Source organism: Saltatorellus ferox (genome assembly GCA_007751475.1).
Classification (GTDB): domain Bacteria; phylum Planctomycetota; class UBA1135; order UBA1135.
In genome coordinates this window covers 3766215-3791991 of record CP036434.1, presented here as the reverse complement: position 1 = coordinate 3791991, position 25777 = coordinate 3766215, and the positions used below count along the sequence as shown (strand labels likewise).

Genomic DNA, 25777 nt, shown 5'->3' with positions numbered 1-25777 from the left:
TCGCAGCATCACTGGCCGGCCTCCTGGCGCCGTAGCTCCGCGAAGACGGCCGCTTCAAGCTCCTCGCGGGCCGAGTCGTTCAGCGGCCGTACAAGGGCGTGGCGGGCCCCGGAGCGGTCCGTGCGGGACGGCCAGCTGAGCGTCAGGGAACCGGCGCGTGTTCGCCGAAGGGTGACGCCGTCGACGACCAGCGGGCCGTAGCACATCCGGACGAAGGCGAGGAGACCGCGCTCGGCATCCTGGTCCGTTCCCGGGGTGAACTTGATGTCGTAGATCACGCTTCACCCCCGAGGTCGTCGCCAAAGAGCGTCGCCTGTCCCGGGAGGTCGGGGCTCGCGGGTGGCCTCGGGCCTTCCCGACGGTTCGTACGGAAGGGCCGCTCGGTCTGAGAAGGCGTTCCGCTCTCCGTGTCGGCAGCAGCGTAGTCGGGGACCGTCAAGACCTCGTAGTGATTCGAGTTCGCGGATCTCCTGTCCGCGCTGTCCGCAATGAGCCCTCCTGGGTCATCGGTGTCCGGCCCTTGCGGACAGGACGGACAGGACGGACAGGTACTTGGAGAAGAGTTTTCAGCGGCATCGTCGACTTCGCCCCATTCGAGGGGGCCTGGCGCGCTCGCCTCGCAGGTGATGTCCGATCTCCTGTCCGCACTGTCCGCACTGTCCGCATCAAGCCCTCCTGGGTCATCGGTATCCCGCCCTTGCGGACAGGACGGACAAGACGGACAGGTACTTGGAGAAGAGTTTTCAGCGGCATCGTCGACTTCGCCCCATTCGAGGGGGCCTGGCGCGCTCTCCTCGCAGGTGATGCCCGATCTCCTGTCCGTACTGTCCGCACTGTCCGCATCAAGCCTTCCTGAACCCTCAATGTTCGAACAGGATGGAAGGGAGACCGTCGAGAGCGTGTCCACCACGTTGCGCTGGGCTCTCCAGCCGAATAGCGTTGCCAGTTCTCGAACACTGGGTTCTTCGCTGGAACCGTCCGTCCTGTCCGTCCTGTCCGTCCTGTCCGTAAAGCCGAGTCCTTCCTCTGCGGGACCGGTCTCGCGTGGACGGGTCCGTTCTGTCCTCCGGTTCGCCGCTTCGCCCAGTGTCGCCTCTGCGTCCATCCGCAGCCGGATGATCCGGTCCCGCTTGCGCCCGACGCCGCGCTCCCCGGTCTCGACGAGGAGCCCAACGGCGCGCCACGATGTCTGAAGCCGTCGGACTCTCTTGCCGACAGTTGCTGCCGTTCTCGGCCACGTGTGCTGCCTCGTGGCACCGACGTCCGCATGGGCCACAGCTTCACGCAGAAGGCTCGCGGCAGTCCCTGACCAGCTACCATCCCGCTCCACCAGCCTGACGACGGCTTGCGCGAAGTGGTCCTGCTCCAGCACCATGTGCCGCGCAAGCTCACGGTTGCGGGTGTAGGCTGCCATGAAGGCACCAGGCTCGAAGCCAAGCGTGGACTCGGCTGCTGTTGCCGTCTTGGCGAAGTCGGCCATCCGTGGAAGTTCCTGGATCTCGACCGCACTCCGCTGTCGGAGGACGACCACGAGGCCGTCCAGAATGGCACCGAGAACCCCAGGCGCTGCTTTGGCGAAGGTCGCCATCAGCCCGGCTTCGTCCCTGCGATTCTGATCAGAGATCGTGGGCAGCTGTAGCACCACGGCCCGGTCGAGGAGGTCCGGCCGTTCGTCCAAGTCGTCGATGCCGTTCATGAGAACGGGTCGCTGGCACTCGATGATCGTCTCCTCATCATCCGAATAGAGGCGCCGGGTGGCGAAGCCGCCTCCCGTGGCCACCATACAAAGCGCATCGGAGAGAGTCGGCGTCAGCCCGGACAGGTTGTCGAATGCCAGGAGCCAGGTGTTCTTCGCGGAGATGAGCAAATCGCGCTCCCCGGCAGGCGGGCGCCGCAGCTGGCCCCGATTGGGGTCCACCAGCGCCTGTACCAGCCGGCAGAGTGTGCTCTTCGCGCTGCCCTGCTCACCTGAGACGATCAGGATTGGAAAGGGCCCCCGCGGGTAGAGGAATGCCAGGAGGGTGCTGCAGAGCAAAACCCACTGATCCTCGTCGGCGAGGTTGACCAGTGATCGAAGGTCTGCAATCGAGCCCCCACGCACTGGCTGAGGAAGAGGCCGAGCTGCGTCACGGCGAAGGAACCTGCAAGCGACCTCCGGATTCGACTTGATGGTCCATCCTGCCGACGTGACGTGCACAACCTCCCTATTGTCGTTCGCAAGATCAAGGACGATGCCGTCCTCGAACACCATCACCCTCGTGCCCAGCTCACGGCTCTCTCCTTCGAAGACGGCATGTGCCTTGAGCAGCATGGTCACCTCCTTGAGGGAGGCAGCCGAAGGGGCCTCCTTGAACTCCGTGAAGCATCGTCTCGCAAGCCAGTTCTCGAACGCCTCCGATCTGATAGGAAACGTGTCCAGGTAGGCGCCGTTGGGAACGGTCGCGAACCCCTCACCCTGGCGAGCGTCGACGCGGAACAGCTCTATGGCAGGGTCTTCCTGAATCGTGGCCATGAGGCGTTCCGCCAGCTTACCTCCACCCTCGCGATCGAAGCTTGCGCCGGCCGCACCCTCCGCAAACGACCCGAGTTGCACTTCGAGGTCCTCAGCCTCGGACTCGGTCAGGCGTGACGCGAGCTTCTCGATCACCTTCTCACGAGCATTGTTGCTTGTAATGTTGAGCTTCTCGACGAAGGCACCGCCGGGCAGGTCGACGAGGAGCTTGCCTGTCCCAGAGGAGCCGGTTGGCGCCCAGCTCACGGTGAGCGGCGGCGCCGGCAGCAAGAGCCCGTCATCGGCGCTGTTCTCCCGCGGGTCGGTAGAATCATTCATGGCCGCCACCCGAGTCTGCTCTGGCCGTGTCAACGAGCTGGTCGAGGTCCACACGAGTAGCGCCAGTTTGCAGCCAGCGCCGCACGTCCTTTTCAGGCGTGCGGATGAGCCGGACGGCGGCGCCTCGAGCCTTGAGTCCTTCGACCAATTCAGCGGCTCCCTGACCCCCAACAGCGTCGTTGTCCGCTACCACAACGACCTGGCCTACCCGCTGTCCGAGGAGGTGACGCTGAAGGGCTCGAACGCATTGCCTCGCACCAGGTCGGCCGATGGCGTAGACGCCCATCGTGAGTAGCGCGGCCGTATCCGACTCTCCTTCGGCGATGAAGATGCTTCCCGCGACCGGAGATCCGGACGGGATGAAGAGGCCGTTCTTGCTGCCTTTCACCGCAAGCTTGCGCCCGTTCGGAAGCCGCAGGCGTATCCCTATCGTCCTCCCGCGGTGGTCGAACATCGGGAACGACCAGGCGTGGGAGGCATGCTTCACTCCGAGCTGGACGAGGGCGGGGCCGCTGACCCAGCCGATTCCGAGTAGTCGCAATGATTGCGTCGAGACGCCGAGATCTCTGGCAAAGGCGTGGAGGTCATCGGGCTCGACGGCATCCCGCAGCTGACCGGCCAGCGGCTCGAAGTCGCGGCCTATCGATACGCGGATTGCGCGACGTGGGATGCGTGGCGTGCCCGGAGTGCTGGTGAACTCATGGAGATAGCCAGCGTCGCTCCATCGCCGCGGCGACTCCACGCGAGGGCAGATCGCGGAGAGGAGTTCCCCACCCAGCCCGATGCGAATCAAGCACCAGTCCGTCTTGCCGCACACTGGGCACCGCATCCGACTCGTCTCGGCAAGCTTGCGCGATCAAGGTGGCAGCGTGTTCGCTCGACTCTTGTAGGTGGACTCGTCGCCCGACGATCTTGCGGCTCCAAACGTCCATGATGACGTAGAGGTAGAAGAACGTGCCACGGGCAGGGCCGCGCAGATAGGTGATGTCCCAGCTCCAGAGCTGGCAAGGCCCAGTTGCGATCTTCTCCGGCGGCTTCGCGCGTTTGGTTGGTGCGCTCGCGCGACCGCGTCGAGTCGCGAGTTTCTCTTCGCGCAGGATCCGATGGAACGTGGACTCTGAGGCTATGTACACGCCGCGATCGGCGAGCGTGGGAACGATCTGCTTCGGGCTCAAGTCCATGAACTCCGGGCCGCAACAGGTCTCAATTACCATTTCACGCTCTGGGTCCGACAGCTTGTTGGTCGGCGTCGACTTTGGGCCAGCCCGTCGGTCGTCGCCGATCCCGAGCCTTCGCCAGCGCTGCAGCGTGGTGGCCGCGATTCCGAGCTCGTCGCACACCCTTGCTGCGGACGCGCCAGCGGTAACCGCCTCGTCGTAGAGCCCGAGGATCATGTCGCGCTCCTCGTGTCCGTGTCGCCGTCCCCGTCCCCCCAGATCTCCTGGATCCTTTTTTTTAGCACCAGAATGGCGGTGACTTCAGCGAGGGCCTTCTCCTTGCGGCGAAGGTCTTTTCTGAGCTCGTCGACCACGTCCGCGTCGACTGACGGCTTGCCTTTCGATCGCTTCTGAGGCGAGAGCCCCGCGAGTGCTGCCGCCTCTGCAATCCCTGTCCATTCATCCAGCTGCGCCGAATGAATGCCTTCACGGCGAAGGTACGCGCCAAGCTCTTCTTCCGAGCACGCTGCAGCCTCCTGAACGATTCGAAGCTTCTCCGCGCCGGACCTGGATCGCGCCTTCTTCGAGTTCTTGTCGCGCATGCCATCGAGACTACGCTCGCGAACCCACTGCGAGAGCGTGCTTTGTGAGATACCAACCGACCTGGACAGAGCGTTGGCGCTAATGCCCTCGGGACCAGTCATTCGTTGGATCATGCGGGCCTTCAGCCCGTTGGAGTATTTGGGCACGTAGATGCCTCCCATCGCCCCCGATGGTTCTAGGTAGTGGCGGTGCGCAGGACGGCCTTCGCTTCCCCTGGAGACTCGCTTCTTGGGAAGGGAGGAGGGACGCCTGCAGACTCAACGTCGTCGGCGGCCTCCCGAGGCTCAGCGCCATGCTGGGCTCAGGCTGCAACTACCCTGACACAGGGGGCCCCCGCACCGCTCTAACGAACGGGCCGCTCTCTGCCGGAAGCCATCAACGCTGTTCTCTAAAGCTCTTCAGGTCTGGTCCGCTCAGCACGCTGCCCCGCCCCCAGTCTGACCTACCCTTTTCCAAGTCGCAGGTGATGGCCGCGCTCTTCAAGCGAAGAAAGCGCTTGGCGCGCACGTTGCGGTTGCGAGCCAGCTGAATGGTGGGGCGACCCGAGGGCCCGGTCGCCAGGCAGAGGTCGAGGCCGACATGGCCAAAGGCGTCGCCGAGTGTCAGTGGGGAGATCACCCAGTCGGGAAGCATCGTCTTCAGCGAGAAACGATAAAGGCCCGGGTAGTCATACCACATGGGCGCTGAGACCAGCAGGACCAGGCCCTGCTGGTCCCTCCGCGGTGCTGGCCCAAAGAGAGCAAAGGCAAGCGCGTGTCCGAAGTGGTTCCTCGATGGCGTACTGAAGATGGCTCCTACATTCCCGTGGGTCAGCTCTTCGATCCTGTGGGCGGTGCCTTGGACCTCCGGTGGCAGCGCCACCACGGCCCGTCCCTGGAAAGAATCGTAGGACGGGAAGCCGAGTGCCACGAAGTGGCCTCCCGAGGCTCCATCGACAGCCAAGTCGAAGGCCAGCCGGTAGAACGAGGCGTCGTTGTACTGGTTTCCCAGCACAGGGAGAGCGATCCAACTGGCCGTGCCTGTCCCCCGAAGCATGGCCGTAAGAGGCAGGACGCTGAACTCAAGCTGCAACGATCGAGGCGAGGCCGGGCTCGTTCTGCGGGCTACGAGCCCGAGTTGGCCCGACTCACCCGTCACCCTGCGCGCTCCGAGGAAGCTCCTCCCTTCGCCTACTTCGAGTGTCGTCAGCGAGATCCGATCCCCCGGGTCGTCCTCGGACGTCCCCCACCAGCGCCGATGGATCTTCAGATCGAAGAGGCCCCTGGAGTCGCCCAGCAGAACGTGCACGGCCTCAGCGTCGCACCATGAGTCCCAGATCCTCTCGGGTCGCTCCAGGGGAAACGCCTGACTCGCGTTCGAGCGGGCGACGACGATCGCATCCTCCTTCAGGTAAACGAGTGCCCTGGCATCTTCGCCTTCGGCCTGCAACGAAACGAGCGCTGCTCGATCCGGCTCGAAGTGGTCAAGCTCCCAGGCGACCTGATGCTCTAGAGGAGTCAGCCCAACCAGCTCCACTCCCTCGTCGTCGCAGCTCATACGGGCACGGCTCAGGCGCGGGTCCCCCTCGAGCCGTGGCGGCATGAGGCCCAGGCGAAGCCACGTATGACCACGGGCAAGGAAGTCGTCCCCGTGATCGGCGAGCTCCGTGAAGCTCAGCACAGCACCAACGTGGACGGGTCCTTTGCCCTGCAGCGGTCGGTAAGCCGGTAAGCGCGGATAAGCCGCGCCCATGGCCAGGAGAGTGAGTATCAGGACGTGAATTCGCATGGGGAATGAGCCTCGTCGTATTCACGGCACCGATGGTCATTCGACGACAGGAAAACCGGGTATCGAAGGCAACTGATAGGCGCTCCAAGCGGGATTTCGACCCAGCCCCCACGGTAGACTGAGGCCCGATTCTTCGATTTCCTCACCGGCGACGCGAGAGAGCAAGGGGGCCTATCGGGCTCTTCCCCGAGCCCCCCACCCTCGGTTCTGCCTCTCCGAACGGCACCGCCGGTTCGCTTCACCACGACCTGCAGCCAGCACCCTTCCCAAGAGTGCTGGCTGATCTCATTTCACCGAGCGCGGTGACCCGCGCGCCGCTCTACCGCGCCGCCCTACTTCCCGAAGTCCAGCCGCCCTTGCCGAAGCGGCATCGGTATTCGTACTTCGGACTCTGCTGGTGGTGAGCGGCTCGGCCCTGGCGATGACGGGTCTCCCCCACCCAATGAACCGGATGATCTCCTCGCCGCCGCTCTCACCCCCTCCAACACCTTCCGCGCTGTCTCCCGATCTGTGATCACGGAGATCATGTGCCGACGCCCGCGGCAGCGCGGACATCTCAAAACGTCTTCTCCGAAAACTCTCTTCAGAAGATCCGCCCAGCAAATAGACCTCTGACTCTTCGGTGGCTCCCCCAAACCCATCGAGACGTCTTCATCGGCGACGTCGACATCCTTCGGCTCCTTCCGAACCACCGGCCGCGGCACGACCTGATCGCGCAATGGCGAAGCAGGTGCAAGCACCCCCTGATACGTCAGCTGGTGCTCACGCGGATGCGGCACGATCGCCGCCAGCCGCGCGAGGAACTGGTAGGGCGTCATGACGAATCCCTTGGTCCCATCTTTCCATGGCTTGCGTAGCAGCCACGAGACCATCCCATCGGGACGCACCTCGAAGCGCTCGAGACTGATGGCGGGCCTCGTCACATAGCGGCAGAGCTTCTCCAGCTGCGCCCGCTGGCCCTTGCGGATCAGCGTCGCTGCGTGCAACGAGAACCCGTCGGCGTTCATCACCAGCGGAGGCGGCACGTACTGACTCCCCCAACCCGACGACTGGAATGCCCTGGAAAGATCAGGGTCGATGAGGCGTTTGAGCGGCTGCCCAGCACCTGGGCCGAAGGGCACCAGCGACTTCACCGAGGCCGCCTTCAGGGCTGGAAAGAACGCATCATCACGCGCGTCGCCAAAGTCGAGAAGCTGCTGCTCATGCTCACTCGAATCCGCGAACTCAGCAGGTGCCTCGATGGCGTCGTCGTGTACGCGCTGGACCTCGTCCGTCGTGAGCGGGTCTGCGGGGAGAAAGCGAGAAGCGGCTGCTTCGGCGCTCGGCCTGGGGCCGGCACCGACCCTGCGTTCGTAGCGTGATTCCCACCGGGATGCTATCCTGATGGTTGTGGGGCGCCGCTCAGGCCCTCGCAACGCCCGTTTCACCCCCTTGAACGCTTACCTACGCCGGGTGTGTCAATCACGTGCGACAACCCAGCGGCATCCGTACTTTTGCTCATCAGCGAAATTTGGAATGTGGGGCGATGAGCCGGGTTCCAGTAACAACTCTTCGCATCCTTGCCAGCTCAAAACCGTACTCAGGGGCTCGTTCCTCAAGCAAAGCTATCAGTTGCTCGGCTTCCTTCTTGGCAGCCTTCCTAATATTATAAGAGTGACTTGGCTGTTCCATTAAGATGCCTACTGATTGGTATAGGTCAATAAGCATTAGCAGCAACGCGCGCCCGCTATCCTGAAGAGGGCCACGCAGAGTATCTATCTTCGCAAGTGCCGCCCTCGTACGATGACCGAGAGGACCCTGTGGGTGAAGACAAAAGCCAGACGAGTGCAGCTCATCAAGTTGCTCCTCCGAAATCAACATCCTCGCCGATGGCAGCACGTCGACATCAACCCATTCAGAAAACAGCCTCCCTCCTACGCTATATAGAATTGCGCGTACGCTCGATTCACCTGGACCTACGAAAGCCGGCTGATAAACCCTCTTTCCGGTACCCGTGACTGCGTGGTCTTTATCCTCACTATACGTCGGCCTGATGTCGCGACCGAGGGTGCCGTGAAGGATGAAGCTAACGGACCAGGCGCCCGTGGCTCCTTGATCAAAGACAATCGATTTGTACAGCGACGCGCCCATCCCCTGAAGTGGACGGTCGAGCCAGGTAGTCTTCCCCTCGGAGTTACGCACTTCTATCACGATGTACGGAGTCGAGCGTGCTCCCGATTCAAGCCAAAAAGGCTCTGGCTCACCTTCTAGGCCGGGATACTCAAACTCAACTCTTGCCGCAACGCCTAGCGCGGGCTGGACGACGGTCGAGCTCAGCTCGAGCTTCAGTGAACCTAGTAATGGTTTTTCAGGCACTTCCGGATCGGACTGAATGGGAAGCGCCGCAATGAGGATTAGGAATTTAGCGGCAATAGACATAATTAATCCGCTTTGTACAGAAGTCGAAGAAGTGAGACGTGGAAGTTACTGAAGCTATAAAAATCTAAGTCCAAGCTGTGGCTGCCAGCGTCCGGCCACATAAGGTTCTTGAGAGAATTCTGAGAGCTACCTGGCCCGTACAAAAACCCTTCCTTGTCCACATGCGGAAGGCCAAGCTGATGCCCCACTTCGTGAGCTAGCGTCATCCTGACAGCTGCAGATCTCTCTGTGGGATCATTGAGTGCATAGGAGTCACTGATGGTCTCCCAATAGACCCAGGATGCCGGCCCGCCAAAGCCAAACCTTCGAACTGGATGAGCGGTATAGATCTCAGCATAAGCCTGTCCAAGCAAAGATCCTTCCTGTAAGTAGACCTCCTCTATTGGATCGGCGTCCGTCAACGATTCATCGCCCTCGAGCGCCTGCCCAACGTAAACCGTCCACATTAATAGGTCATCGAGGCCCACTCTGTGCATATCTGTATGTCCTGACATCTCCACCAGTTCTGTAAGCTTCTGCGAATTTGCTCTGGGGTAAAATGGGATGACGGATAGGAACTCCATGCTGGCAGTCGTGGAGACCTCCACAGTACCCCAAGGCACGATTTTACGCCAACGCCCTCCCCGACAACCGCAGAGGTGACCGCTTCTGCCGCTCGACAAGCGTACACCTGCGCTCCAAGCTCTCCCTCGCGGCCCTTCGCACAACGACCTCCAGCCAGCACCCTCCCGGGGAGTGCTGGCTGTTCTCACTCCCACGGGCCCCGCGGCCCGAGCTGACCTTGCCCAGTGAAAATGGACACCCCAACTAGCGCGGAATGCGCGAGGATGTGCACCATGGCCCGACGGATAGGACTTCCAAGCGGGGTGTCGACACCCCGGTAACCGTAGCCCGGGGGCCCGATTCTTCGCTACCCCCATCCTCGCGGGCCACGCGGGAGCGTCCGAGCGGCCATCGAGCTTCTAGCTGAGCCGAACTCGCTCGAATTCGCCCTCGCCCACCAGCACCACCGGTTCGCTTCACCACGACCTGCAGCCAGCACCCTCCTCAAGAGTGCTGGCTGATCTCATATCACCGAGCCCGATAGCCCGCGCGCTGCTTTGCTGCGCCCTACTTCCCGAAGTCCAGCCGCCCCTGCCGTGGCGGCATCGGTATTCGAACCTCGGCCTCTGCCGGTGGGGAACGGCTCGGACCTGGCGAGGACGGGTCTCCCCCACCGGGCGAATCGGATGACCTCCTCGCCGCCGCTCTCACCCCCTCCAAGACCTTCCGCGCTGTCTCTGGATCCGTGACCACAGAGATCATGTGCCTGAGGCAGCGACAGCGTGGGCAGCAGGAAGTGAGGAAGCGCACGCCGTACCAAGTGCCCAGCCCGACGTTGTCCCGCTGGCTATGGGGGCCCACTCCCTCACGCTGGCCATCAGGGCGTGATGATCTGCTGTTGCAGGGGATTGGACCAGGCGAAGCCAAAGGGTGCGGCCGTGCTTGTGCTGAGCGCCTGCAGGAAGAGCGTTCGGCCGATCATCGCGGGGTCGGCCGGGACCTCGACCGTGGCCATTCCGGGCTGACCGTTTCCCGGTATGGTGATGAACTGAAGGAACTCCATCGTATGACGGTCCAGTCGCTGGACGCCGAAGGGGGTGCGAAGACCCTGGTAGGCGGGATAGTGGGCGTCCGCCGAGAACAGCGCCGCCCGCGAGCCCGCCTGGCCGAAAATCTCGAGCATCAGCGGCTGGCCAGAGACGGCAGGCCCGGTCGCCTGGAGCGGCTCGAATTCCCAGGGCCCGATGTCGGCCTCGATCACACCGTCGAAGTTTCCGTCGGAAGGCCGAGCGTCGTCGATGTTGCGAGGGGACGCGACCCAATAGAGCGCGGGAAGGACTCGATCGATGGCCGGACTGGTCGACTGCAGTCTGAAGTCTCCGGAGGGCGCATCCACGAACTGCGGATCCCCCGAGATCACGCCGTTCGAGCCAGTGAGCTGGCCGCTCTGCACGAGCGAATTCGAGAGCTGGACGTCCGCGCCTCCGAGAGTCAGGTCGACTGCGTTCGACGAGAGAATCAGATCGGTGAGATCCACACTCATGTTCGAGTTCCCCGACGTCTCGATTCCTATCGCGACGTTGTGCAGCACCGAACTGTTGATGTCGACAAGGGTCGAAGCACCGGGCGTCCCCTGCCCGATGGAAAAGCCTGCACCACAGCGGTGAACCTGCATCCCTTCTATCTCCAAGGTCGCGTTGTGCGAGTCCACGTTCACGAAGCGCAACGCAGCTCCGCCACAGTCTCGGATGACGGACCGGTACCATGACACCACCGAAGAAGTGGCCCCGCCGAAGTAGTTCATGTGGACTGCGTCCTGCCCCATCCCTTCGAGAACGCTCCTGTCGAGCGAGACGAGACAGAGCCCGGTCGTCTCGATCGCGGTCTGGCAGTTCGAGATGCGAGACTCACGGAACAGGAACCGAGAGACGCGAGTTTGCTGAGGGTTGTCGTAGAGGAGGCCCGTGGTGCAGTCTTCTATGACGCACCCGCGAATGTAGACCGTCCGGTCGTTCAACTGGATCGCGGTGCCCGCGTTCCTGATCGTCAGGTTCTGCAGGTAGTGCTGGGCGTTGCCAAGGGCTCCCCCCGAGTGAATCGCCAGAGGAGCACCTCCTCCGTCGATGATCACACCGGTGCTGCCCAGGAGTCGCCGCTGCGTCGGTACGACGAGTGGGAAGGTCTCGCCCGAGCTGGTGCCGTAGACACCGGGCGCCAGCACGACCGTGCGAAAGCCATTGAGGGTCCCGACGAGGAGCCCTGCGGTCACGGTCTTGAGGGCGTCCTGCTCGGTCGCGCCACTGTTGCTGTCATCGCCGTTGACGGCGTCGATGTAGATTCGTTGCCCGGCCGCGTGGGAGGCGAGAGCCAAGAGGGCGAGCGTGAGAGCAGAGAGCGTTCTTTTGATCATCGGAGGTCTTGGCAGGTGTAGGGTGGCTCTTGTCGCGACGGGGAAGCACCCGCGTGTGAACTGAGCGCATGCGGCGAGGAGGATTCGCGAACGACGCGGCCGGGCGCCGGGGCATTCGAAGCGCTATCGCAGGAAGTGCGACGAGTCGGCGCTTCGATGTCCTTTCCCACCCTGACTCGCGTTACGCGGTCGATGCGGTGGACTGGCCGTTGAACAGGGTCTAGCGGTCGCGGCGGAGCCAGTAACCTTCGCTACCCTACGAAATTTCCAAAAATACGAGGTCTCCCCCATCAGTGCACACGCACAAGCCCCGTCATGTGCGGAACGAATGGCGATCGACCGAGCCTGTGAATCGACAACTTGGTCCCATGGAGAAACCTCCTGATGCATCCGGGATGGCGGTACTTGATTCTCCCCGCGATTGCGAGCTGATCTCATTTCACCGAGCCCGATGGCCCGCGCGCCGCTCAACGGCGCCGTCCTTCCACCCGACGTCCAGCCGACGCTGACGAGGCGATATGGGCGTCCGGTGAACGGGCTCCGTCGGCGGCGAGTGGCTCTCCACCGGCGACGACGCATCTCCGCCGCCCCTCCGACGAGTCCCAACACTTGGACACGCGCGTGATGCCAATTGCGATTTCCTTCATGGCGCTCTCCAGGAATGTTCGCAACTCCAGCCCACTCGGGGAGCCACTCCTCTCCTGGGTTGAGCAAAGGTGCTCCCCGGAGATGGCGGACGGCGCCAACACTGGCGCCTCAATGACTCGCGCCCGTCCTCTCAAGGCTCTGCAGGACCTGTCGCAGGGGGCAGACTCGTCTCGGAAGTCTCTGGTCTCGACAGGGGCTCTGGTTGACAGATGAGAGACGGACCTTGCTCCGTGGAAGGGCTGCGTCGTGCCACCGATCGCAGGCACGCTGATGGTGGCGGCAGCCACTGCTTGTCCTACGGCCCGTGACGACCTTGCAGTGGCCTCAGCTGACCGATGGGGACAGTAATTGGCGGAGAGCCCCGGACCGCTGGCTTGACGAATCGCGAGCCCCTGCAAGACGAAGCCCCATTTCTGCCGGATTGCTCTGATCTCGCTGCTCCTTGCGGATGAATCTGTTGACTCTTCCCGAAGGTCAAGGACAGTGATGGACAATCCTCGCAGCGAACTGGCCCCCCCTTCGAGTACGTCAGGTGGCGATCATTCGCCGAGCGCCAGCCCCCCCCACACCTCTTGGTCAGCAACGGGAGGCATCGCACGCCGGAGCCGGCAGCTCACCCGACCGTGGATCACCCCCTTCGCCAGCAATGCATCAGCCCATCCGCATCACTCAAACAGAATTGAGAGGCTGTTGGTAAAGTTGGATGTCAGGCCTGGGTTGAGGTCGCGATGCCATAGCTGGAAGTGACGACGCTCTCCTGCCAGGGCGGTGACCGGCCCAGAGGGAGATGGGATAGCGCTCAGGTCGATAGTAAGCTCAATGGAGCCATCCGCCCCGGACGACATGATTTGTCCTGCACCCACGTATCTTCCGATCGCACCAGAAAGGCAGAGGTTGCCCTGGGATCCGCCAGGATTCAGGGTGACCTGAGACCCGAGGCTCGACAGGAAGAAACCGAAGGAGAAGAATGGGAGATCCGAGGCTATCAGGGTGACATCGTTGCGAGTGACGACACTCGAGCCGATGGCCAGCATTGTCCCCACAACTCCCGTCGAGTTCGCGCTTGTCTGAGTACAGCCCACATTCGATACCTCTTCGCAGTCGAGATCGAACACGCCGACTTCCCCGCCTGCTCCATTGAATGGGTGACCAATTACGATCGTGCTAGCGAGGAGCTGAATCGGACCGGAGGCCGGATAGATAAATTCCGTCCCTCCAACGCGATGGACAGTCCGATCCGAATATGCAAGGGCAACAAAGAGTTCCGACGGAGTGGACACCCAGTCATCGATCGAGTAATTGATCGGAACGTCGTTGCGGCTAGAAACTCCATAGAGACTACTTGTGACGTTCCAAGAGCCATTCACCTGCCGTTCCAGAACGCGGATGCCACCAGAATTCTCCCAACAGTTCGGGGCATAATAGATGCAGGTGAGCGGATTGTAGAGACTATCCGTCCACGAATATTCAACGCGATCGGCTACCGCTTTCAACCGCTGGACGCCGGTGATGGACGCTTCCATCACCCAGATTCCTAAGATGGGCTCTCGGTTCAAGACGACTGCCCCGAAAGGAGAAGTCTTTACTGCGAGTGTCGAACCGGCAAGCTCGAGGCCTCCCCGACCGAATTCGGAGCCGCCGACTGGATCAGCAACTGTATCCAGCAGGCTGGGGACGCCGCTTGACAGGTCAAGGATCTCCACAATTCCTAGGCCTGGTTGGCTGACCGCCAACCGCTGGTCATCCAGAGAAAGAGACGTTCCGAATTGACCTGCGACACCAGGCTGAAACGAGCGCAGAGTACCCGAATAGAGCCAGTCTCCACTTACAAGCTGATAGTGAAAGACCAGTCCCGTCTGCGAACCTGCCTGCTGGGCGAAGGGGGCGCCGACGAAAAGATCCGTCGAGCTGGCGGCAAGCGCTGAGCCGAAGTGCATCCCTGCCGCAGGGGACGGCGGAGCCACGACCTGGGCGAATGTCAAGTCCCCTGACACCGGGTCCACGTCCCAGACAGTCACTCCCCCACCGAATGCACCTGGTTCGTCACGGTTGGGGTCTCCGACAATGATCTGCCCGTTCGCCCGGGCTAGAACCATTCCGAAGAGTGAGCTTTCCAAATCGTTGAGAGAGACGAACTCTCCACAGGCCTGTGGCGCAAAGACAGGGGCAGCAAGGGCAAGGAGTGAGTACATGAGAGGGCGGTTGGCCGAGAGAGGCAGGAAGGGAATAGGTGATCGCTAGCCTGGAGAGCGCTTGTAGAAGCGAAGGATACTCGTATCGCAGGGTTCTAAAGCTAGCCACCTTCCGGAACTGGGGCAGGATCGCTCAGGCGAACTGTGCTAATGCCCCAATGTCGCGCTACTGGGTTTAGAGTGGAAGGGCCGCAGTTCGGGCACTCAAGGCCGTGACCCATCCTGAAGACGGGTAACGGGCTCGCGACACGTGAGTCCCTGGCGATACGTTGGGTGCCGAGGCCTCGCGCTGACTCAGCAGAACCCTGCCATGATCGGCTCTCACGCGGCAGCGGTGATCGATTGACGCCTTTGCTTGATCCTCCCCTGGTTTCGCACAAACCAACGCTCGGTTGAGGGCCACACCGGCCTAGTCCACCTCATCGGAGTTCAGGCCCCACACGCCCCCTGAGAAGGCTTGCCATTCGGGCAACTTCCACTCAAAAAAACCAGTAGGCCCTGAAGAAGTCGGCCGCGGCGCACTCGCCCCAAGTGGCCTTGATGAAGTGCTCCACCACGAGGGCCGGTCCGGAGCAGGCTTGATGCCCTCGCGCTTGAGGATCCGCGAGACCGTCGTTCGACCGACTCGATGTCCGAGGTGTCGTCGATCGCGCCTTGGATCCTCGAGTAGCCCCAGCTCGGGCTCTCCCTGGCGAAGCGGACCACCAATGCGCGGATCTCGCCCATGACTCCGGTACGCCTTGTCGCGCTGCTCCCGTAGGTGTAAACGGCCACTACAAAAGGGACCATTCCGGACAGCTGAAAAGGGACCCCCACTCCAGTAGGCCTGGGGACGTTTGGCGAGGTGGCTGGCTCGGCCTGCGAGGGGCCCCGATGCTGCGCGACGCGCTGCATTGGGCTCGTTCCCCGGCCGTGGCCGGGGATGCCCCCTAGGGGGCACAGAATGCGTCTTCCTAGGGGACAGGTAGCTATCGGATTGCCGCCGTCGTAGCTCCAGCCTCCTCAGCGGCCCGCAGTCGGTAGCTCCGCCCCTCGGTCTTCAGGATGGTGGCGTGGTGTGCAACCCGATCGATGACCGCCGCGGCTGCCGTCGCGTCCTGGAATACCTCCGCCCAGCGCCCGAACACGAGGTTCGTGGTGACGATCAGGCTCCTTCGCTCGTACACGCGCGTGATGAACGTGAACAGAAGGTCGGCTCCGGCACGATCGAGCGGCACGTACCCGAGCTCATCCATGATGACGAGGACGAAACGCGCAAGCTGATCAATGCGCCTCGACAGGCGATCGACCGACTTCGACTCCACCAGCATCGTTGTCAGGTCAGCAGCCGTCATGAATGGAACTCTCAAGCCGGCGCTGGCAGCAGGCGAATCCGATCGCCGACGCCAGGTGAGTCTTGCCTGTGCCGATCTCGCCAACGAGGAAGACGTTCTCACGTCGCTCGACGAGATCGCCGCGTGCCAACTCGAGCACGCGGTCCTTGTCCACGCCGGGCTGCTTGTCGAATTCGAACGTGTCCAGCGTCTTCAACGACGGGAACTTGGCTCCCTGGATGTGGTGCGGGCGATCTCAGCGCTCACGGCCTCGTGGGACCTCGGCTGAAAGTTGGGGAATACGCCCGACTGGCGCTCGTAACCAGGAGAGTGCCACTCCTTGACCTCTCAAGCGCGACGGCAATCTCGCCGATAGGACGGCCATGACGCACCGTCAGCCTGCCAGTTGCTGGATGCCGCATCGCCTCAGAACACTCGCGGTCATCCTCCTCCCCGCCCTCACCGGCTGTGCTCACAAGAGCCTCTATGCCGGATACGTCCAGCACGAGCCCTCGTTCGACGTTGTGGACGCAGACCTCTCCGGCGCGAGCTTCGGCTTCACTGGCGCAGCCACCAAAGAGGCCCGAACCCGCGGCTTCGTGCAGGTGGACGTTCGCTCTGACGACGACGTGGGACTCGACCTCGTGGATTTCAGCTTCGGCGGCCTCTTCTACGCCCCCACCACCGGTCCCGTGCGCCCCGGCCTTCAGCTGGGCCTGGGCCTTGGACGGGCCGACCTCGAGGGGCTCGATAACAGCAACTCGCTCGTCTCGCTGAGCGTCGCCCTGAGGGTCGATTGGCAGATCTCCGAGCGCGTCGGCCTCTACGGCCTGGCGGGAATCCGCGCCTATCTCGACACCACCGAACCCACTACCTGCAACGACGGCACGACCTCCACGAGCGTCGGTCAAGGCACCTGCTCCCACCACGGCGGGATCAATCACTACAACGACTACATCGGCGACAGCACCGAGCCAGAGATCGGTTTTGGGCTCACCGTCAGCTGGTAGTCTTCCCCAGCTCCCCAAATCTAGGAAAAGGCCCCCTCAACCCCGTAGCGCGTAGTGTCCCACTGTCAAGCCGAGGCCCTGTAGTGCCTCAGAAGGCCGCCAAGGCGGTCGTGGCCGGCCACCAGGCGAAGCGAGGTTGATCGCGAGGTGCGAAGCGGGAAGGCCGTCGTTCAGCATGTCGGTATGATACTGGCCCTCACAGGGCCGCAAGGGCGTCGGCTGAGAAGTGGGACACTACGGGGTTGAGAACGGAGTCTTGACCTTCACGAACTACCTGAAAGAGGGACTGCACGACTAAATGTTTACCCCTGGATCGAACACATTTCACCCACTGTCGGCACCGGCGCCTCTGGATCCGATCGCGCGACGCGATATGGTCAGGAGAATCGTCATGCATCCCGTCTGGACTGGAAAGGACGGCGACCTTGAGTTCCATGATTGCGTAGACGAGGATTTCTTGCCCTTCATAAACCCTCTGACTGGGCTTGAAGACGCCGACGATAGCAGGAATTGTGTCCTCGCTATACGTATCGAGGCGGGACCGGAGCAGGCTCACGACCCTAGATTGGACTACACCGCGCCCTCCTTGGAGGAAGCACTTGTTGAATTAGAAAGGCGAGTGACCTTCTTCTTCGACGATCAAGGAAAGGAGCGCGAAGGCGCGCCGCAGCCCTGTGTGACGCGCTGTGGGCCGAACATTGGTGGACTTTGCGCCAAGTGCGGATTTGTCTACGGCTGGTGGAATTACTGGAAGAGGTGCGGCGCGCACCGTATGTGTCCCAATGCACGCTCCTGAGCATCTAGCCGGTCATTTTGTCTGCAACGCTGCGCGGTGCTCCCTTCATCCGTTGTTGCTACGCGGCGCATCTGACCCTCTCAGGTTCCTCGTGATACGCCACCGTCCGGAATCGGACAATGGCAAAGCGGGCCGCGGCGTAGCGCGCCGTGAAGATGTCCCGGAAGTTGAACCGCTTCTGCGCGAGACCGGCCTGCATTGCCGGCGTTCGCGTCACCTTCCCGAACCTCAATGCGCTGTGTGGCCGCACGAAGTTGTAGACGGTGCGAAAGAGCTCCAGGTGGTCTTCGAGCGTCTGCTTCCTCCGTGCATGGCAGGGCGATCGACGACGTAGGTACGCGCAACCCTGGCGGATCGTGAGGTTCAACCGCTCGATGAACGCGGTGTTGAGCTTCGTCGAGTCCTCGGACTCCCTCAGCGCATCGGAAAGCCGCCACTCGGTGCCCACAATCAGCTTTGTACCAACCCGCACGACTCGGTTCCGCTTGATCTTTTTGATGACCTGCGCGAGCACGCACCCGACACCGAACACGTGGCGAATCGTCGGCGCGTAGAACTTGAAACCGTCGGTCGTGATCAGCGGCGTTCCCCCACCGTGGCTTGTATCGGCGATGCTTCGGACGAATCGCCCCGTATTACGAGAGGTACGTGCGCCGACGAGCGTGGCTGGCCAAACCCGAGACCAGACGTCGATGCTCGCGAAGACCCACGTCTGCTGCTTGCGGCTCTGGAGAAACGTGTTCATCTCGTCGAGTTGCAGCTCAATGAGCTCGTGCCCGCGCAGGTGCTTGGCGTTGAAGCGGCGAGCGAGAGCTGCTGCCAACTCCAGCCAGCGAGCGACCGTGTTCCAGGAGAGCCCTTCTAGTCGCGCGATGGCTGACTTGTTGACACCCTCGACGCTGAGAGCCGCCACACGGTCGAAACGGCTCTTGGAGTACTGAAGCCGCTTGTACGGTGTGCCCGTCGTTGCGCCGAACGTCTTGCTGCACGATGTGCAGCGGTACCTGCGGCGCCTTCCGCCCTTGACCTTGGAGAAGCCGTGCAGGACGACGTTGCCCGCGTCATGCCGGCCATGCTGCTCGCACTCGCCGTTCGGGCAGCCTACGCCGGACCTTGCCGCCTTCCTCATTTGACCTCGTTCATGACCGCACGAGTCTAGATCGGGTGCAACGCAGCGGCCACGCTGGGGTTACGCTCGATCTGTAACATCAAATGACGGAAGTGCCGGTTCCAGTAGTGAGACGGACGAGGTGAGCGATGCGGGTTGCAGTTCACCTTCCGCTCGCTTCCGCAGCCAGCGCCACGTGCCACACGGCATCGAGCAGCGCCTGCGTCCGGCGTGTGCGATTGGCCCAGCCAGCTCGGAGGGACGGGTCGGCGGCTGCGGCGGCCATGTCTTCGAACATCAGGACCGAACCTGGGCTGCCCGACGCGATGCGATGGGTGGTTGGCTCCCCGCCTGCCCGCTTGACCTCGAGTCGAGCTGAGTGGTCGGAGTCCTGGAACAGGAAGCCGGGCATCTCGATCTGGCCGTCCGCCCCTTCGATGTGCACATGCATCGAGGAAGGGGACGCGTCGAAGCCGCAGGTCCAGGTGGAGCGCAGGCCGCCCTCGAAGCGCAGCTCACCGCTGCCCCCCATCGCCGCGCCCGTTTCCTTGTCGCGTCGCAGGACGGCGCTCACGCTCTCCAGCTTGACGCCCGGGGGCAGGCACTCGACCGCGGCACGCATGTTGTACCAGCCAGCATCGCCGATCGCGCCCATCGGCTCGAGCTCGGTGTTGTAGCGGATGTTGGAGCGATCCTGAAGGTTGAAGGCGCAGGAGGAATCCACGAGGGTGGTCGCTCCGATCCAGCCATCGCGCCGGGCCTGCAGCTCTCGCGTGCGCGGGTGGTGCGAGAAGTGCGTGCCGTCCATGAAAGCCACGTCGTTCTCTCGGCACGCGGCGAGGATCCGGTCCACCGAGGCCAGACTCGCCAGCGGCTTCTCGCCCAGCACGTGCTTGCCGCCGCGCGCCGCCGCGATGCAGATCTCCTCGCGCACACTGGTCGGTGTGGCGACGTAAAGGGCGTCGACCTTGTCGGAGTTCGCCATCTCCTCCCAGGAGTCGAACGCGTGCGCCGTACCGTACCGTTCGGCGAAAGCCTGGGCCGACTCCAGGCGGCGGCTTGACACCGCGGCCAGGTCGGCACTCTGTGCCGCCTTGATGGAACTTGCCATCGAGCTAGCGATCTGGCCAGTGCCGACGATGCCCCAGCGGAGCGTTGGTGGTGGCGTGGAGCCCGCCATCCGGCGCGCGAACGCGCGCGGGCTCAGGCTGGCGCCAACGGCGCTTGCGGCCGCAACCTGGAGGAAGGCGCGACGAGTGGAATCGTGGGACGGTGTATTCATGGGATGCTTGGTCTCCGCAATGACGCCAGGTCTGCAGCAGGAACGGGCCACTATACAGGCTCGGATCGCTCGTCGAGCGTACCGCAGACGGGTTCAAGGCCGCGCCAGGGGCGCCTCGCCTCGCCACTTCTGCGCACCTTTGCGTCGGGGCGCTTACAGTACAGCATCAAGGCGTCCTATCCCGGTCGCCACAGGCACCATGGTCTCACGCGTCCTTCCCCGGCTCCAAATCGCCGCCCTCGTCTCCATCGCCAGTGGCCTCATCGGAGGCGCCGTGTGGTATGTCGATCTGTACGACAGGACGGACGGAGACGATCTGCGCTGGGGTTTCTGGCACAACCCATTCATGCAGTTCACGCCCTTCAGCGAGACGTACCTCGAGATCACGATGTGGGTCCTGCTGGGTTGTTCCGCGCTGGTGGGCCTCGGAGGCCTGCTGCTGCTGGCTCGCTTTCGATGGGGCGCTTCACTGGTGGTTGCGCAGGCACCGATTTCCATCGCGACCAACGCCAGCCTCGTCTTGCTCATCGCCTGGCTGGCCTTCGGCGAGGCGAAGATGGAGTGGACGGGTGAAGCGCTGGCACTGCGGCTCGGGTCCATCGCGGTCAATCTCCTGCTCTGGCGATTCTTGACGAGTCGCGCCGTGACAGAAGTGTTCGTGGAATCCGGCGGCCGATAGCTTCCGGAAATCGCAGTGAACGCGGCTCCCGCTTGCGATCTCACCCGCCCCTGAAGCGGCTCGCAACAAATGCGTGACACCATGGGCCCCGCGATGCTGTAAAGAGACGAATCCAGCAGTCCTGCGGCATTGGAGGACCGCAGTGAGCGGAATTTCTCCAACAGGCTCCCGCATAGCTGCTAGCGTTCCACCATGAAGATCTGCGCCCTTCTCGCGCTTGCCTCGGCCATTCCCGCATCAGCCCAGTCCATACGGCTGCTCCACCAGTCCTTCGACGTGATCCCTGGCGCCGCAGAGATCCACGGATTCGAGCATATGGCCGTCAACGATAGCGGCGAATGGGTCATCAGTGCGGTCATGGTCGACCTGGCTGCCAACATGAGCGCGGGCCACGCTGTCTTCGGCTCGCACGGGCTTGTCGTGTATTCCCAAGATCTGATCCCGGAACTTGGCGCCACGGACCTTCTTCGGCCTCTCGATCTCGGAATCACCGAAGACGGAGACGCTGTCTTCGTCGCTGGAATTCGCCCCGCAGGGGTGCCGGTGAAGAGAGCGCTCTTCGTCAACGATACGCCCCTCCTCCACGAGTACCGGCCGATGGCCATTGCCGCTGAGCCCGGGGCCTTGTGGACGTACATCGGCGATGCGGTCACCACGCCCGAGGGCCGCGTGGTGATGAGCGGTCTGATGAGGCGGCCGGGCCTCCCCAATAGGAACGTCATCGCGGAGTACCGCCTGGAAGGTCAGGCGGTCACGGACGGCAGAATCGTTACCGTTCAAGGTGACCTGCCGGCGGGTAGCACCGACGCTGTACGCTCGCTCGTCGTGCGCGACGCGGGCGAAGACGGGCGACACCTTACGTGGGGGCGTACCGCCTCGGGAAATTACGTCCTTCTGCAGGGGAACGAGATTCTCGGAGGTTCGGGACTGCCCAGCGTCATTCCGGGCGTGAACTGGGACGCAACCTTCTTCGAGGCGCTCGGGAGCGTGAATAGCAGAGGCGAGCACGCCTACGTCGCAGGACTGTCAGGGACCAATCCGATCGTCCTCGTGAAGAATGGCGAACCTCTCTATCAAGCGCTGGATTCGCATCCGGCGATCGCGCCCTACCGCCTTCTGAGGTTCTCTACGCTCCCGTCCAGAAAAGGCGATCAGCCGCACCTACTCGAGTCTGGCTCGGTGGTCTGGGCAGCGCGCTGGGATCATCCCGCGGTGTTGCTCGGCGGTGGTCTCTTCCTGGACGACAGTCTGATCATCGAGGAGGGCGTCACGACGCTAGGCTCAAAGACGATCAACGGTATCCGCTCCGACAAGATGGGCGTCTCGCCGAACGGGCGCTGGGTCATCCTCGAGTGCTGGCTGTCGGAACCCGGTCAGGCAGGTCCCACGTACGGAGTGGTGCTCGTCGACCTGGCCGAGGGAGTGGAGTACTGCTCCCCGGCGGCTCCCAACTCGACGGGTTCCGCGGCAGCGATGACCGCGAACGCGCCCCGCGTCGCCGCGGGTGAGCCCCTTGGCCTGGTCGCGCACGGACTCCCGGCATCATCCATGGGGTACTTCCTCGTCGCCCCGGCGCCGGGATTCACCGTGGGCGCTGGGGGCGGTCAGGGAACGCTCTGCCTGTCCCAGCCGATCGGTCGCTTCCTGCCGCAGGCGATGGGCACCGGCCCAGGCGGTTTCCTTTCCGCCACCGTCGACACGAACGCGCTCCCTTTGACCCCCAATCAGGCGGTGCTCGCAGGCGAGACCTGGTACTTCCAGGCCTGGTACCGCGACCTGAATCCGACTCTGACGAGCAACATCTCGTCGGCGATCGCGGTGACCTTCTAGGGGCTCTGTGGCGCTGGCTCCTGGGGGCCCGGCGGGCATTCGGTGAGCATCCGGTGAGCGAACCCGCGAAGCGAATCGAGACGGGGTTGCTCGCTCGCTCGAGTCGGCGCTCTGGTTTGCATGGTCATTCGTGGAGGCCACCGGCATACTCCCCTCCCATGTTGACCCTCAACGGCATCACCAAGTCCTACGGAAGCCGCACCCTTTTTGCGGCTGCGGCGCTGCAGGTCAACCGCGGCGACCGCATCGGCCTCGTGGGGCCGAACGGGGCCGGTAAGTCGACCCTGTTCTCGCTGATTCTCGGGGAGGAGGCGGCGGACGAGGGGCGGGTCAGCATCGAGCGCGACACGGTCATCGGGTACTTGCCGCAGGAGAGCGCGCCGGTCGGCGAGGAGACCGTGCTCGAGATCGCCCTCGCCATCACCGACGATTTCGTTCGCATGCACCGCCTCATCAAGGCGCGGGAGCAGAAGCATCCCGACGGGACGCAGGAGGGCGAGGGAGGACACGACGAAGCCGGGCACGACGACGTACACGAGCGCTACAACGAGCTCAACGGCTACTTCGTCGAAGCCAAGGCCAAGCAGATCCTCAGCGGCCTCGGCTTCCGGGACTCGGATCTCGACCGCCCCGCCCGCACGTTGAGCGGTGGCTGGGTCATGCGGGCCCACCTGGCCAGACTGCTGACGCAGGAGCCCGATCTCCTGATGCTCGACGAGCCGACGAACCACCTCGACCTCGAGTCGCTGCTGTGGTTTCAGGGCTACCTCAAGGGCTACCCCGGGGCGATCCTCGTCATCTCCCACGACCGCGAGTTCCTCGACGCGCTCGCCACCGCCATCGTCGAGATCCGCCACCAGAAGCTGGTCCGCTACACCGGGAACTACACGAAGTTCCTCAAGCAACGCGAGGCGGCCGACGCGCAGCACCTCGCTGCCTACAGGACACAACAGAAGGAGATCGCTCACCTGCAGGCGTTCGTCGATCGCTTCAAGGCCAAGGCGACCAAGGCCGCCCAGGCGCAGAGCAAGCTTCGTCAGATCGAGCGCATGGACGTGCTTGAGGCACCGGAGAGCGACGACAAGAAGGTCGGCTTTCGCTTCCCCCAGCCGCCCCGCAGCGGCCAGAAGGTGATCTGGCTCGATCAGGTCCACTTTGGCTACGGCGAGAACAGGATCTATCGCGGCGTCGACCTCGAGGTCCAGCGCGGTGAGCGCATCGTGCTCGTCGGCCCTAACGGCGCGGGAAAGTCGACGCTCCTGAAGCTCCTCGCCGACAAGCTCAAGCCGGACCGGGGCGAGCGCGGCCTCGGCCACAACGTCTCTGCCGGCTACTACTCGCAGTATCGTGTCGAGATGCTGAAGCCCGGGCGGACGGTGCTCGAGGAAGCGATGGACACCGAGGCCAAGGTGACGGAGCAGGCCGTGCGCACCCTGCTCGGGTCGTTCCTCTTCTCGGGCGACTCGGTCTTCAAGCGGATCGAGGTCTTGAGCGGCGGCGAGAAGAGCCGGCTCGCCCTCGTGAAGCTGTTGCTCGATCCGCCGAACCTCCTGCTGATGGACGAGCCGACGACGCACCTCGACATCTCCAGCATCGATGCGCTCGTCGCGGCGATGACCCAGTTCGAAGGCACGCTGGTCTTCATCAGCCACGACGTGCACTTCATCAAGAGCCTCGCGAACAAGGTCATACACACGGCTGGGGGCCGGCTCACGCCGTACCTTGGTGACTACGAGTTCTACCTCCACAAGACGAACGCCGCTTCGGCGCGCGCCGCCCTCACGGTCGGCGACGGGGCAGCCGCCAGGTCCGAAGGCAAACCCGCGGGTAAGTCCGGCCAGCCAGCTTTGCAGAAGGCGAATCCGCCGCGCCTCAACGTTCAGAAGCAGAAGAAGATCGTGCAGGCACTCGAGACGGAGATCGATGCTCTGGAGAGCCGCAACGCCGTGATCACCGGGGAACTGGAGCTGCCCGAGACCTGGAAGGACGGCGTGCGCAGCAACGAACTCGGCCGCGAGCTCAACGCCAACACGGAACGCCTCGCCGAGCTGTCATCGGCATGGGAGACCGAGGCCGGTCTTCTCGAACTCGGCTGAGGCGGGTAGGAGCTGCGGCACGGTGTGGCCTCATGCCCAAGAGGGAGCGGTTTCCCTTTGTTGGAGCCGCCGTCCATCGGCCATGCTCCGTCCATGCACCCCTTCTCCCTCGAAGAACTCGATCACGCAACGGAAGTCGTCCGGCGGCACGTTCCGCCGACCCCGCAGTACCAGTGGCCGATGCTCAGCGAAGCAGCGGGCTCGACCGTCGTGGTGAAGCACGAGAACCACACGCCCGTCGGGGCATTCAAAGTTCGCGGCGGCCTCGTCTACCTCCACAAGCTGGTCTCGAATCGCCCCGAAGTCACCGGGGTGATCAGCGCGACGCGCGGCAATCACGGGCAGAGCCTGGCCTTCGCCGGACGCGAGTACGGCCGCAGGGTCGTCATCTACGTACCGCACGGCAATAGCATCGAGAAGAACGCCGCGATGCGGGCACTCGGTGCCGAGGTCGTCGAGCACGGTCGCGACTTCCAGGAGGCGCGAGAGGAATCGATGCGGGTCGCCGCTGAACGTGGACTCGAATCCGTCCCACCGTTCCACCGCGACCTCGTCATGGGCGTCGCGACGTACGCGCGCGAGATGTTCGACGCCGCTGGCCCACTGGACACGGTATACGTCCCGGTAGGGATGGGATCGGGCATCAGTGCGATGATCGCGGTCCGTGATCTGCTCCGCCTCGATACCGCCATCGTGGGCGTGGTATCGAATGCTGCGCCGGCGACACGCCTGTCGGTCGAAGCTGGGCACGTCGTGACCACCGAGTCGGCCGATACGTTCGTCGACGGCGTGGCGTGCCGGGTCCCGGACGCGGACGCGATCGCGGCGATGATCAAGGGCGCCGCACGGATCATCGAAGTCGCAGACGACGAGGCCGCCGATGCGATGCGCCTGATCTTCCGAACCACCCACAACGTCGCCGAGCCCGCCGGGGCCGTGGCCCTGGCGGGGCTACTGTCGGAGACGGCGGCGCAGCGAGGGCAGCGGAGTGCGTTCACGCTCTGCGGCGGCAACGTCGACACGGCGAAATTCGCAGCAGTCCTGGGCGGAGCCACGCCTGCTCCCTGAAGGAAATCAGGAGCCCCTCGGAAGCGG

The 25777-nt window shown here is 63.4% G+C and carries 19 protein-coding genes and 1 pseudogene; 7 read left to right on the top strand and 13 right to left on the bottom strand.

The genetic code is table 11. The features are described from left to right. Positions 1 to 8: 8 nt before the first annotated feature. Complete coding sequence (locus Poly30_RS13550) at positions 9 to 278, bottom strand: hypothetical protein (protein WP_145198153.1); 270 nt, start codon at positions 276 to 278, stop codon at positions 9 to 11. Continuing rightward, complete coding sequence (locus Poly30_RS13545; RefSeq protein ID WP_145198151.1) at positions 275 to 2830, bottom strand: hypothetical protein; 2556 nt, start codon at positions 2828 to 2830, stop codon at positions 275 to 277. Before Poly30_RS13545 ends, Poly30_RS13550 begins: the two co-directional genes overlap by 4 nt. Between Poly30_RS13545 and Poly30_RS13540 the strand changes: the two genes are divergently transcribed. Next, positions 2829 to 3125 carry a hypothetical protein gene (locus tag Poly30_RS13540; RefSeq protein ID WP_145198149.1) on the top strand — a complete coding sequence of 99 codons (297 nt, stop codon included), beginning with the start codon at positions 2829 to 2831 and terminating at the stop codon, positions 3123 to 3125. The genes Poly30_RS13545 and Poly30_RS13540 overlap by 2 nt on opposite strands. A gap of 403 nt (positions 3126 to 3528) precedes the next feature. On the opposite strand, the gene Poly30_RS13535 is transcribed toward Poly30_RS13540, so the two are convergent. The 4 genes from Poly30_RS13535 to Poly30_RS13520 all read right to left on the bottom strand — a co-directional run bounded on the left by Poly30_RS13535 (position 3529) and on the right by Poly30_RS13520 (position 7490). Next, complete coding sequence (locus Poly30_RS13535; protein ID WP_145198147.1) at positions 3529 to 4224, bottom strand: DDE-type integrase/transposase/recombinase; 696 nt, start codon at positions 4222 to 4224, stop codon at positions 3529 to 3531. Beyond that, positions 4221 to 4751 carry a transposase gene (locus Poly30_RS13530; RefSeq protein WP_419191356.1) on the bottom strand — a complete coding sequence of 177 codons (531 nt, stop codon included), beginning with the start codon at positions 4749 to 4751 and terminating at the stop codon, positions 4221 to 4223. The genes Poly30_RS13535 and Poly30_RS13530 overlap by 4 nt, the downstream gene beginning before the upstream one ends. 214 nt (positions 4752 to 4965) lie before the next feature. Continuing rightward, the gene (locus Poly30_RS13525) at positions 4966 to 6357 is read right to left on the bottom strand and encodes a hypothetical protein (RefSeq protein WP_145198143.1); all 1392 of its coding nucleotides are present in this window, start codon (positions 6355 to 6357) and stop codon (positions 4966 to 4968) included. 332 nt (positions 6358 to 6689) lie between these two features. Further along, positions 6690 to 7490, bottom strand: coding sequence for a transposase (locus tag Poly30_RS13520; RefSeq protein WP_419191355.1), 801 nt, complete (start codon positions 7488 to 7490; stop codon positions 6690 to 6692). A gap of 69 nt (positions 7491 to 7559) precedes the next feature. Here Poly30_RS13520 and Poly30_RS28455 point away from each other — a divergent pair, with 69 nt between their 5' ends. Next, positions 7560 to 7718 (top strand): hypothetical protein, encoded by a 159-nt coding sequence (locus Poly30_RS28455; RefSeq protein ID WP_419191354.1) that lies wholly within the window; start codon positions 7560 to 7562, stop codon positions 7716 to 7718. Between the two features lie 139 nt (positions 7719 to 7857). On the opposite strand, the gene Poly30_RS13515 is transcribed toward Poly30_RS28455, so the two are convergent. The 5 genes and pseudogenes from Poly30_RS13515 to istB all read right to left on the bottom strand — a co-directional run bounded on the left by Poly30_RS13515 (position 7858) and on the right by istB (position 16098). After that, entirely contained in the window at positions 7858 to 8775 is a 918-nt protein-coding gene (locus tag Poly30_RS13515) for a hypothetical protein (RefSeq protein WP_145198139.1), read from the bottom strand. A gap of 2 nt (positions 8776 to 8777) precedes the next feature. Continuing rightward, complete coding sequence (locus tag Poly30_RS13510; protein ID WP_145198137.1) at positions 8778 to 9338, bottom strand: hypothetical protein; 561 nt, start codon at positions 9336 to 9338, stop codon at positions 8778 to 8780. Positions 9339 to 10195: 857 nt separating this feature from the next. Beyond that, complete coding sequence (locus tag Poly30_RS13505) at positions 10196 to 11728, bottom strand: DUF1565 domain-containing protein (protein WP_145198135.1); 1533 nt, start codon at positions 11726 to 11728, stop codon at positions 10196 to 10198. A 1313-nt stretch (positions 11729 to 13041) separates the two neighbouring features. Further along, entirely contained in the window at positions 13042 to 14313 is a 1272-nt protein-coding gene (locus Poly30_RS13500; protein WP_145198133.1) for a hypothetical protein, read from the bottom strand. 1223 nt (positions 14314 to 15536) lie between these two features. Continuing rightward, positions 15537 to 16098 (bottom strand): annotated as a pseudogene (istB, locus tag Poly30_RS13495) (IS21-like element helper ATPase IstB). A gap of 196 nt (positions 16099 to 16294) precedes the next feature. Between istB and Poly30_RS13485 the strand changes: the two are divergent. Beyond that, entirely contained in the window at positions 16295 to 16891 is a 597-nt protein-coding gene (locus Poly30_RS13485; protein ID WP_145198127.1) for a hypothetical protein, read from the top strand. A gap of 854 nt (positions 16892 to 17745) precedes the next feature. On the opposite strand, the gene Poly30_RS13480 is transcribed toward Poly30_RS13485, so the two are convergent. Both Poly30_RS13480 and Poly30_RS13475 read right to left on the bottom strand, forming a co-directional pair. Further along, positions 17746 to 18600: a hypothetical protein gene (locus tag Poly30_RS13480; RefSeq protein WP_419191353.1), complete on the bottom strand. Its 855-nt coding sequence runs from the start codon at positions 18598 to 18600 to the stop codon at positions 17746 to 17748. A gap of 358 nt (positions 18601 to 18958) precedes the next feature. Further along, positions 18959 to 20077 (bottom strand): Gfo/Idh/MocA family protein, encoded by a 1119-nt coding sequence (locus Poly30_RS13475; protein ID WP_145198123.1) that lies wholly within the window; start codon positions 20075 to 20077, stop codon positions 18959 to 18961. A 199-nt stretch (positions 20078 to 20276) separates the two neighbouring features. Between Poly30_RS13475 and Poly30_RS13470 the strand changes: the two genes are divergently transcribed. From Poly30_RS13470 to Poly30_RS13455, 4 genes are all read left to right on the top strand, one after another. Further along, complete coding sequence (locus Poly30_RS13470; RefSeq protein WP_145198121.1) at positions 20277 to 20756, top strand: hypothetical protein; 480 nt, start codon at positions 20277 to 20279, stop codon at positions 20754 to 20756. A 192-nt stretch (positions 20757 to 20948) separates the two neighbouring features. Beyond that, positions 20949 to 22586, top strand: a complete 1638-nt coding sequence (locus tag Poly30_RS13465; RefSeq protein ID WP_145198119.1) for a hypothetical protein — start codon at positions 20949 to 20951, stop codon at positions 22584 to 22586. Positions 22587 to 22744: 158 nt separating this feature from the next. Next, positions 22745 to 24682 (top strand): ribosomal protection-like ABC-F family protein, encoded by a 1938-nt coding sequence (gene abc-f, locus Poly30_RS13460; RefSeq protein WP_145198117.1) that lies wholly within the window; start codon positions 22745 to 22747, stop codon positions 24680 to 24682. Between the two features lie 93 nt (positions 24683 to 24775). Continuing rightward, entirely contained in the window at positions 24776 to 25750 is a 975-nt protein-coding gene (locus tag Poly30_RS13455) for a threonine dehydratase (protein ID WP_145198115.1), read from the top strand. Positions 25751 to 25777 lie beyond the last annotated feature (27 nt).

Bases quoted from the DNA above. Each gene is read 5' to 3' on its own strand.
- Poly30_RS13500 (WP_145198133.1), bottom strand. From the start codon at position 14,313: ATGCACTTCGGCTCAGCGCTTGCCGCCAGCTCGACGGATCTTTTCGTC.
- Poly30_RS13515 (WP_145198139.1), bottom strand. From the start codon at position 8,775: ATGTCTATTGCCGCTAAATTCCTAATCCTCATTGCGGCGCTTCCCATT.
- Poly30_RS13535 (WP_145198147.1), bottom strand. From the start codon at position 4,224: ATGATCCTCGGGCTCTACGACGAGGCGGTTACCGCTGGCGCGTCCGCA.
- abc-f (WP_145198117.1), top strand. From the start codon at position 22,745: ATGTTGACCCTCAACGGCATCACCAAGTCCTACGGAAGCCGCACCCTT.
- Poly30_RS13545 (WP_145198151.1), bottom strand. From the start codon at position 2,830: ATGAATGATTCTACCGACCCGCGGGAGAACAGCGCCGATGACGGGCTC.
- Poly30_RS13510 (WP_145198137.1), bottom strand. From the start codon at position 9,338: ATGGAGTTCCTATCCGTCATCCCATTTTACCCCAGAGCAAATTCGCAG.
- Poly30_RS13485 (WP_145198127.1), top strand. From the start codon at position 16,295: ATGCCGCATCGCCTCAGAACACTCGCGGTCATCCTCCTCCCCGCCCTC.
- Poly30_RS13530 (WP_419191356.1), bottom strand. From the start codon at position 4,751: ATGGGAGGCATCTACGTGCCCAAATACTCCAACGGGCTGAAGGCCCGC.
- Poly30_RS13465 (WP_145198119.1), top strand. From the start codon at position 20,949: ATGAAGATCTGCGCCCTTCTCGCGCTTGCCTCGGCCATTCCCGCATCA.
- Poly30_RS13540 (WP_145198149.1), top strand. From the start codon at position 2,829: ATGGCCGCCACCCGAGTCTGCTCTGGCCGTGTCAACGAGCTGGTCGAG.
- Poly30_RS13470 (WP_145198121.1), top strand. From the start codon at position 20,277: ATGGTCTCACGCGTCCTTCCCCGGCTCCAAATCGCCGCCCTCGTCTCC.
- Poly30_RS13475 (WP_145198123.1), bottom strand. From the start codon at position 20,077: ATGAATACACCGTCCCACGATTCCACTCGTCGCGCCTTCCTCCAGGTT.
- Poly30_RS13455 (WP_145198115.1), top strand. From the start codon at position 24,776: ATGCACCCCTTCTCCCTCGAAGAACTCGATCACGCAACGGAAGTCGTC.
- Poly30_RS13505 (WP_145198135.1), bottom strand. From the start codon at position 11,728: ATGATCAAAAGAACGCTCTCTGCTCTCACGCTCGCCCTCTTGGCTCTC.
- Poly30_RS28455 (WP_419191354.1), top strand. From the start codon at position 7,560: ATGCTCACTCGAATCCGCGAACTCAGCAGGTGCCTCGATGGCGTCGTC.
- Poly30_RS13525 (WP_145198143.1), bottom strand. From the start codon at position 6,357: ATGCGAATTCACGTCCTGATACTCACTCTCCTGGCCATGGGCGCGGCT.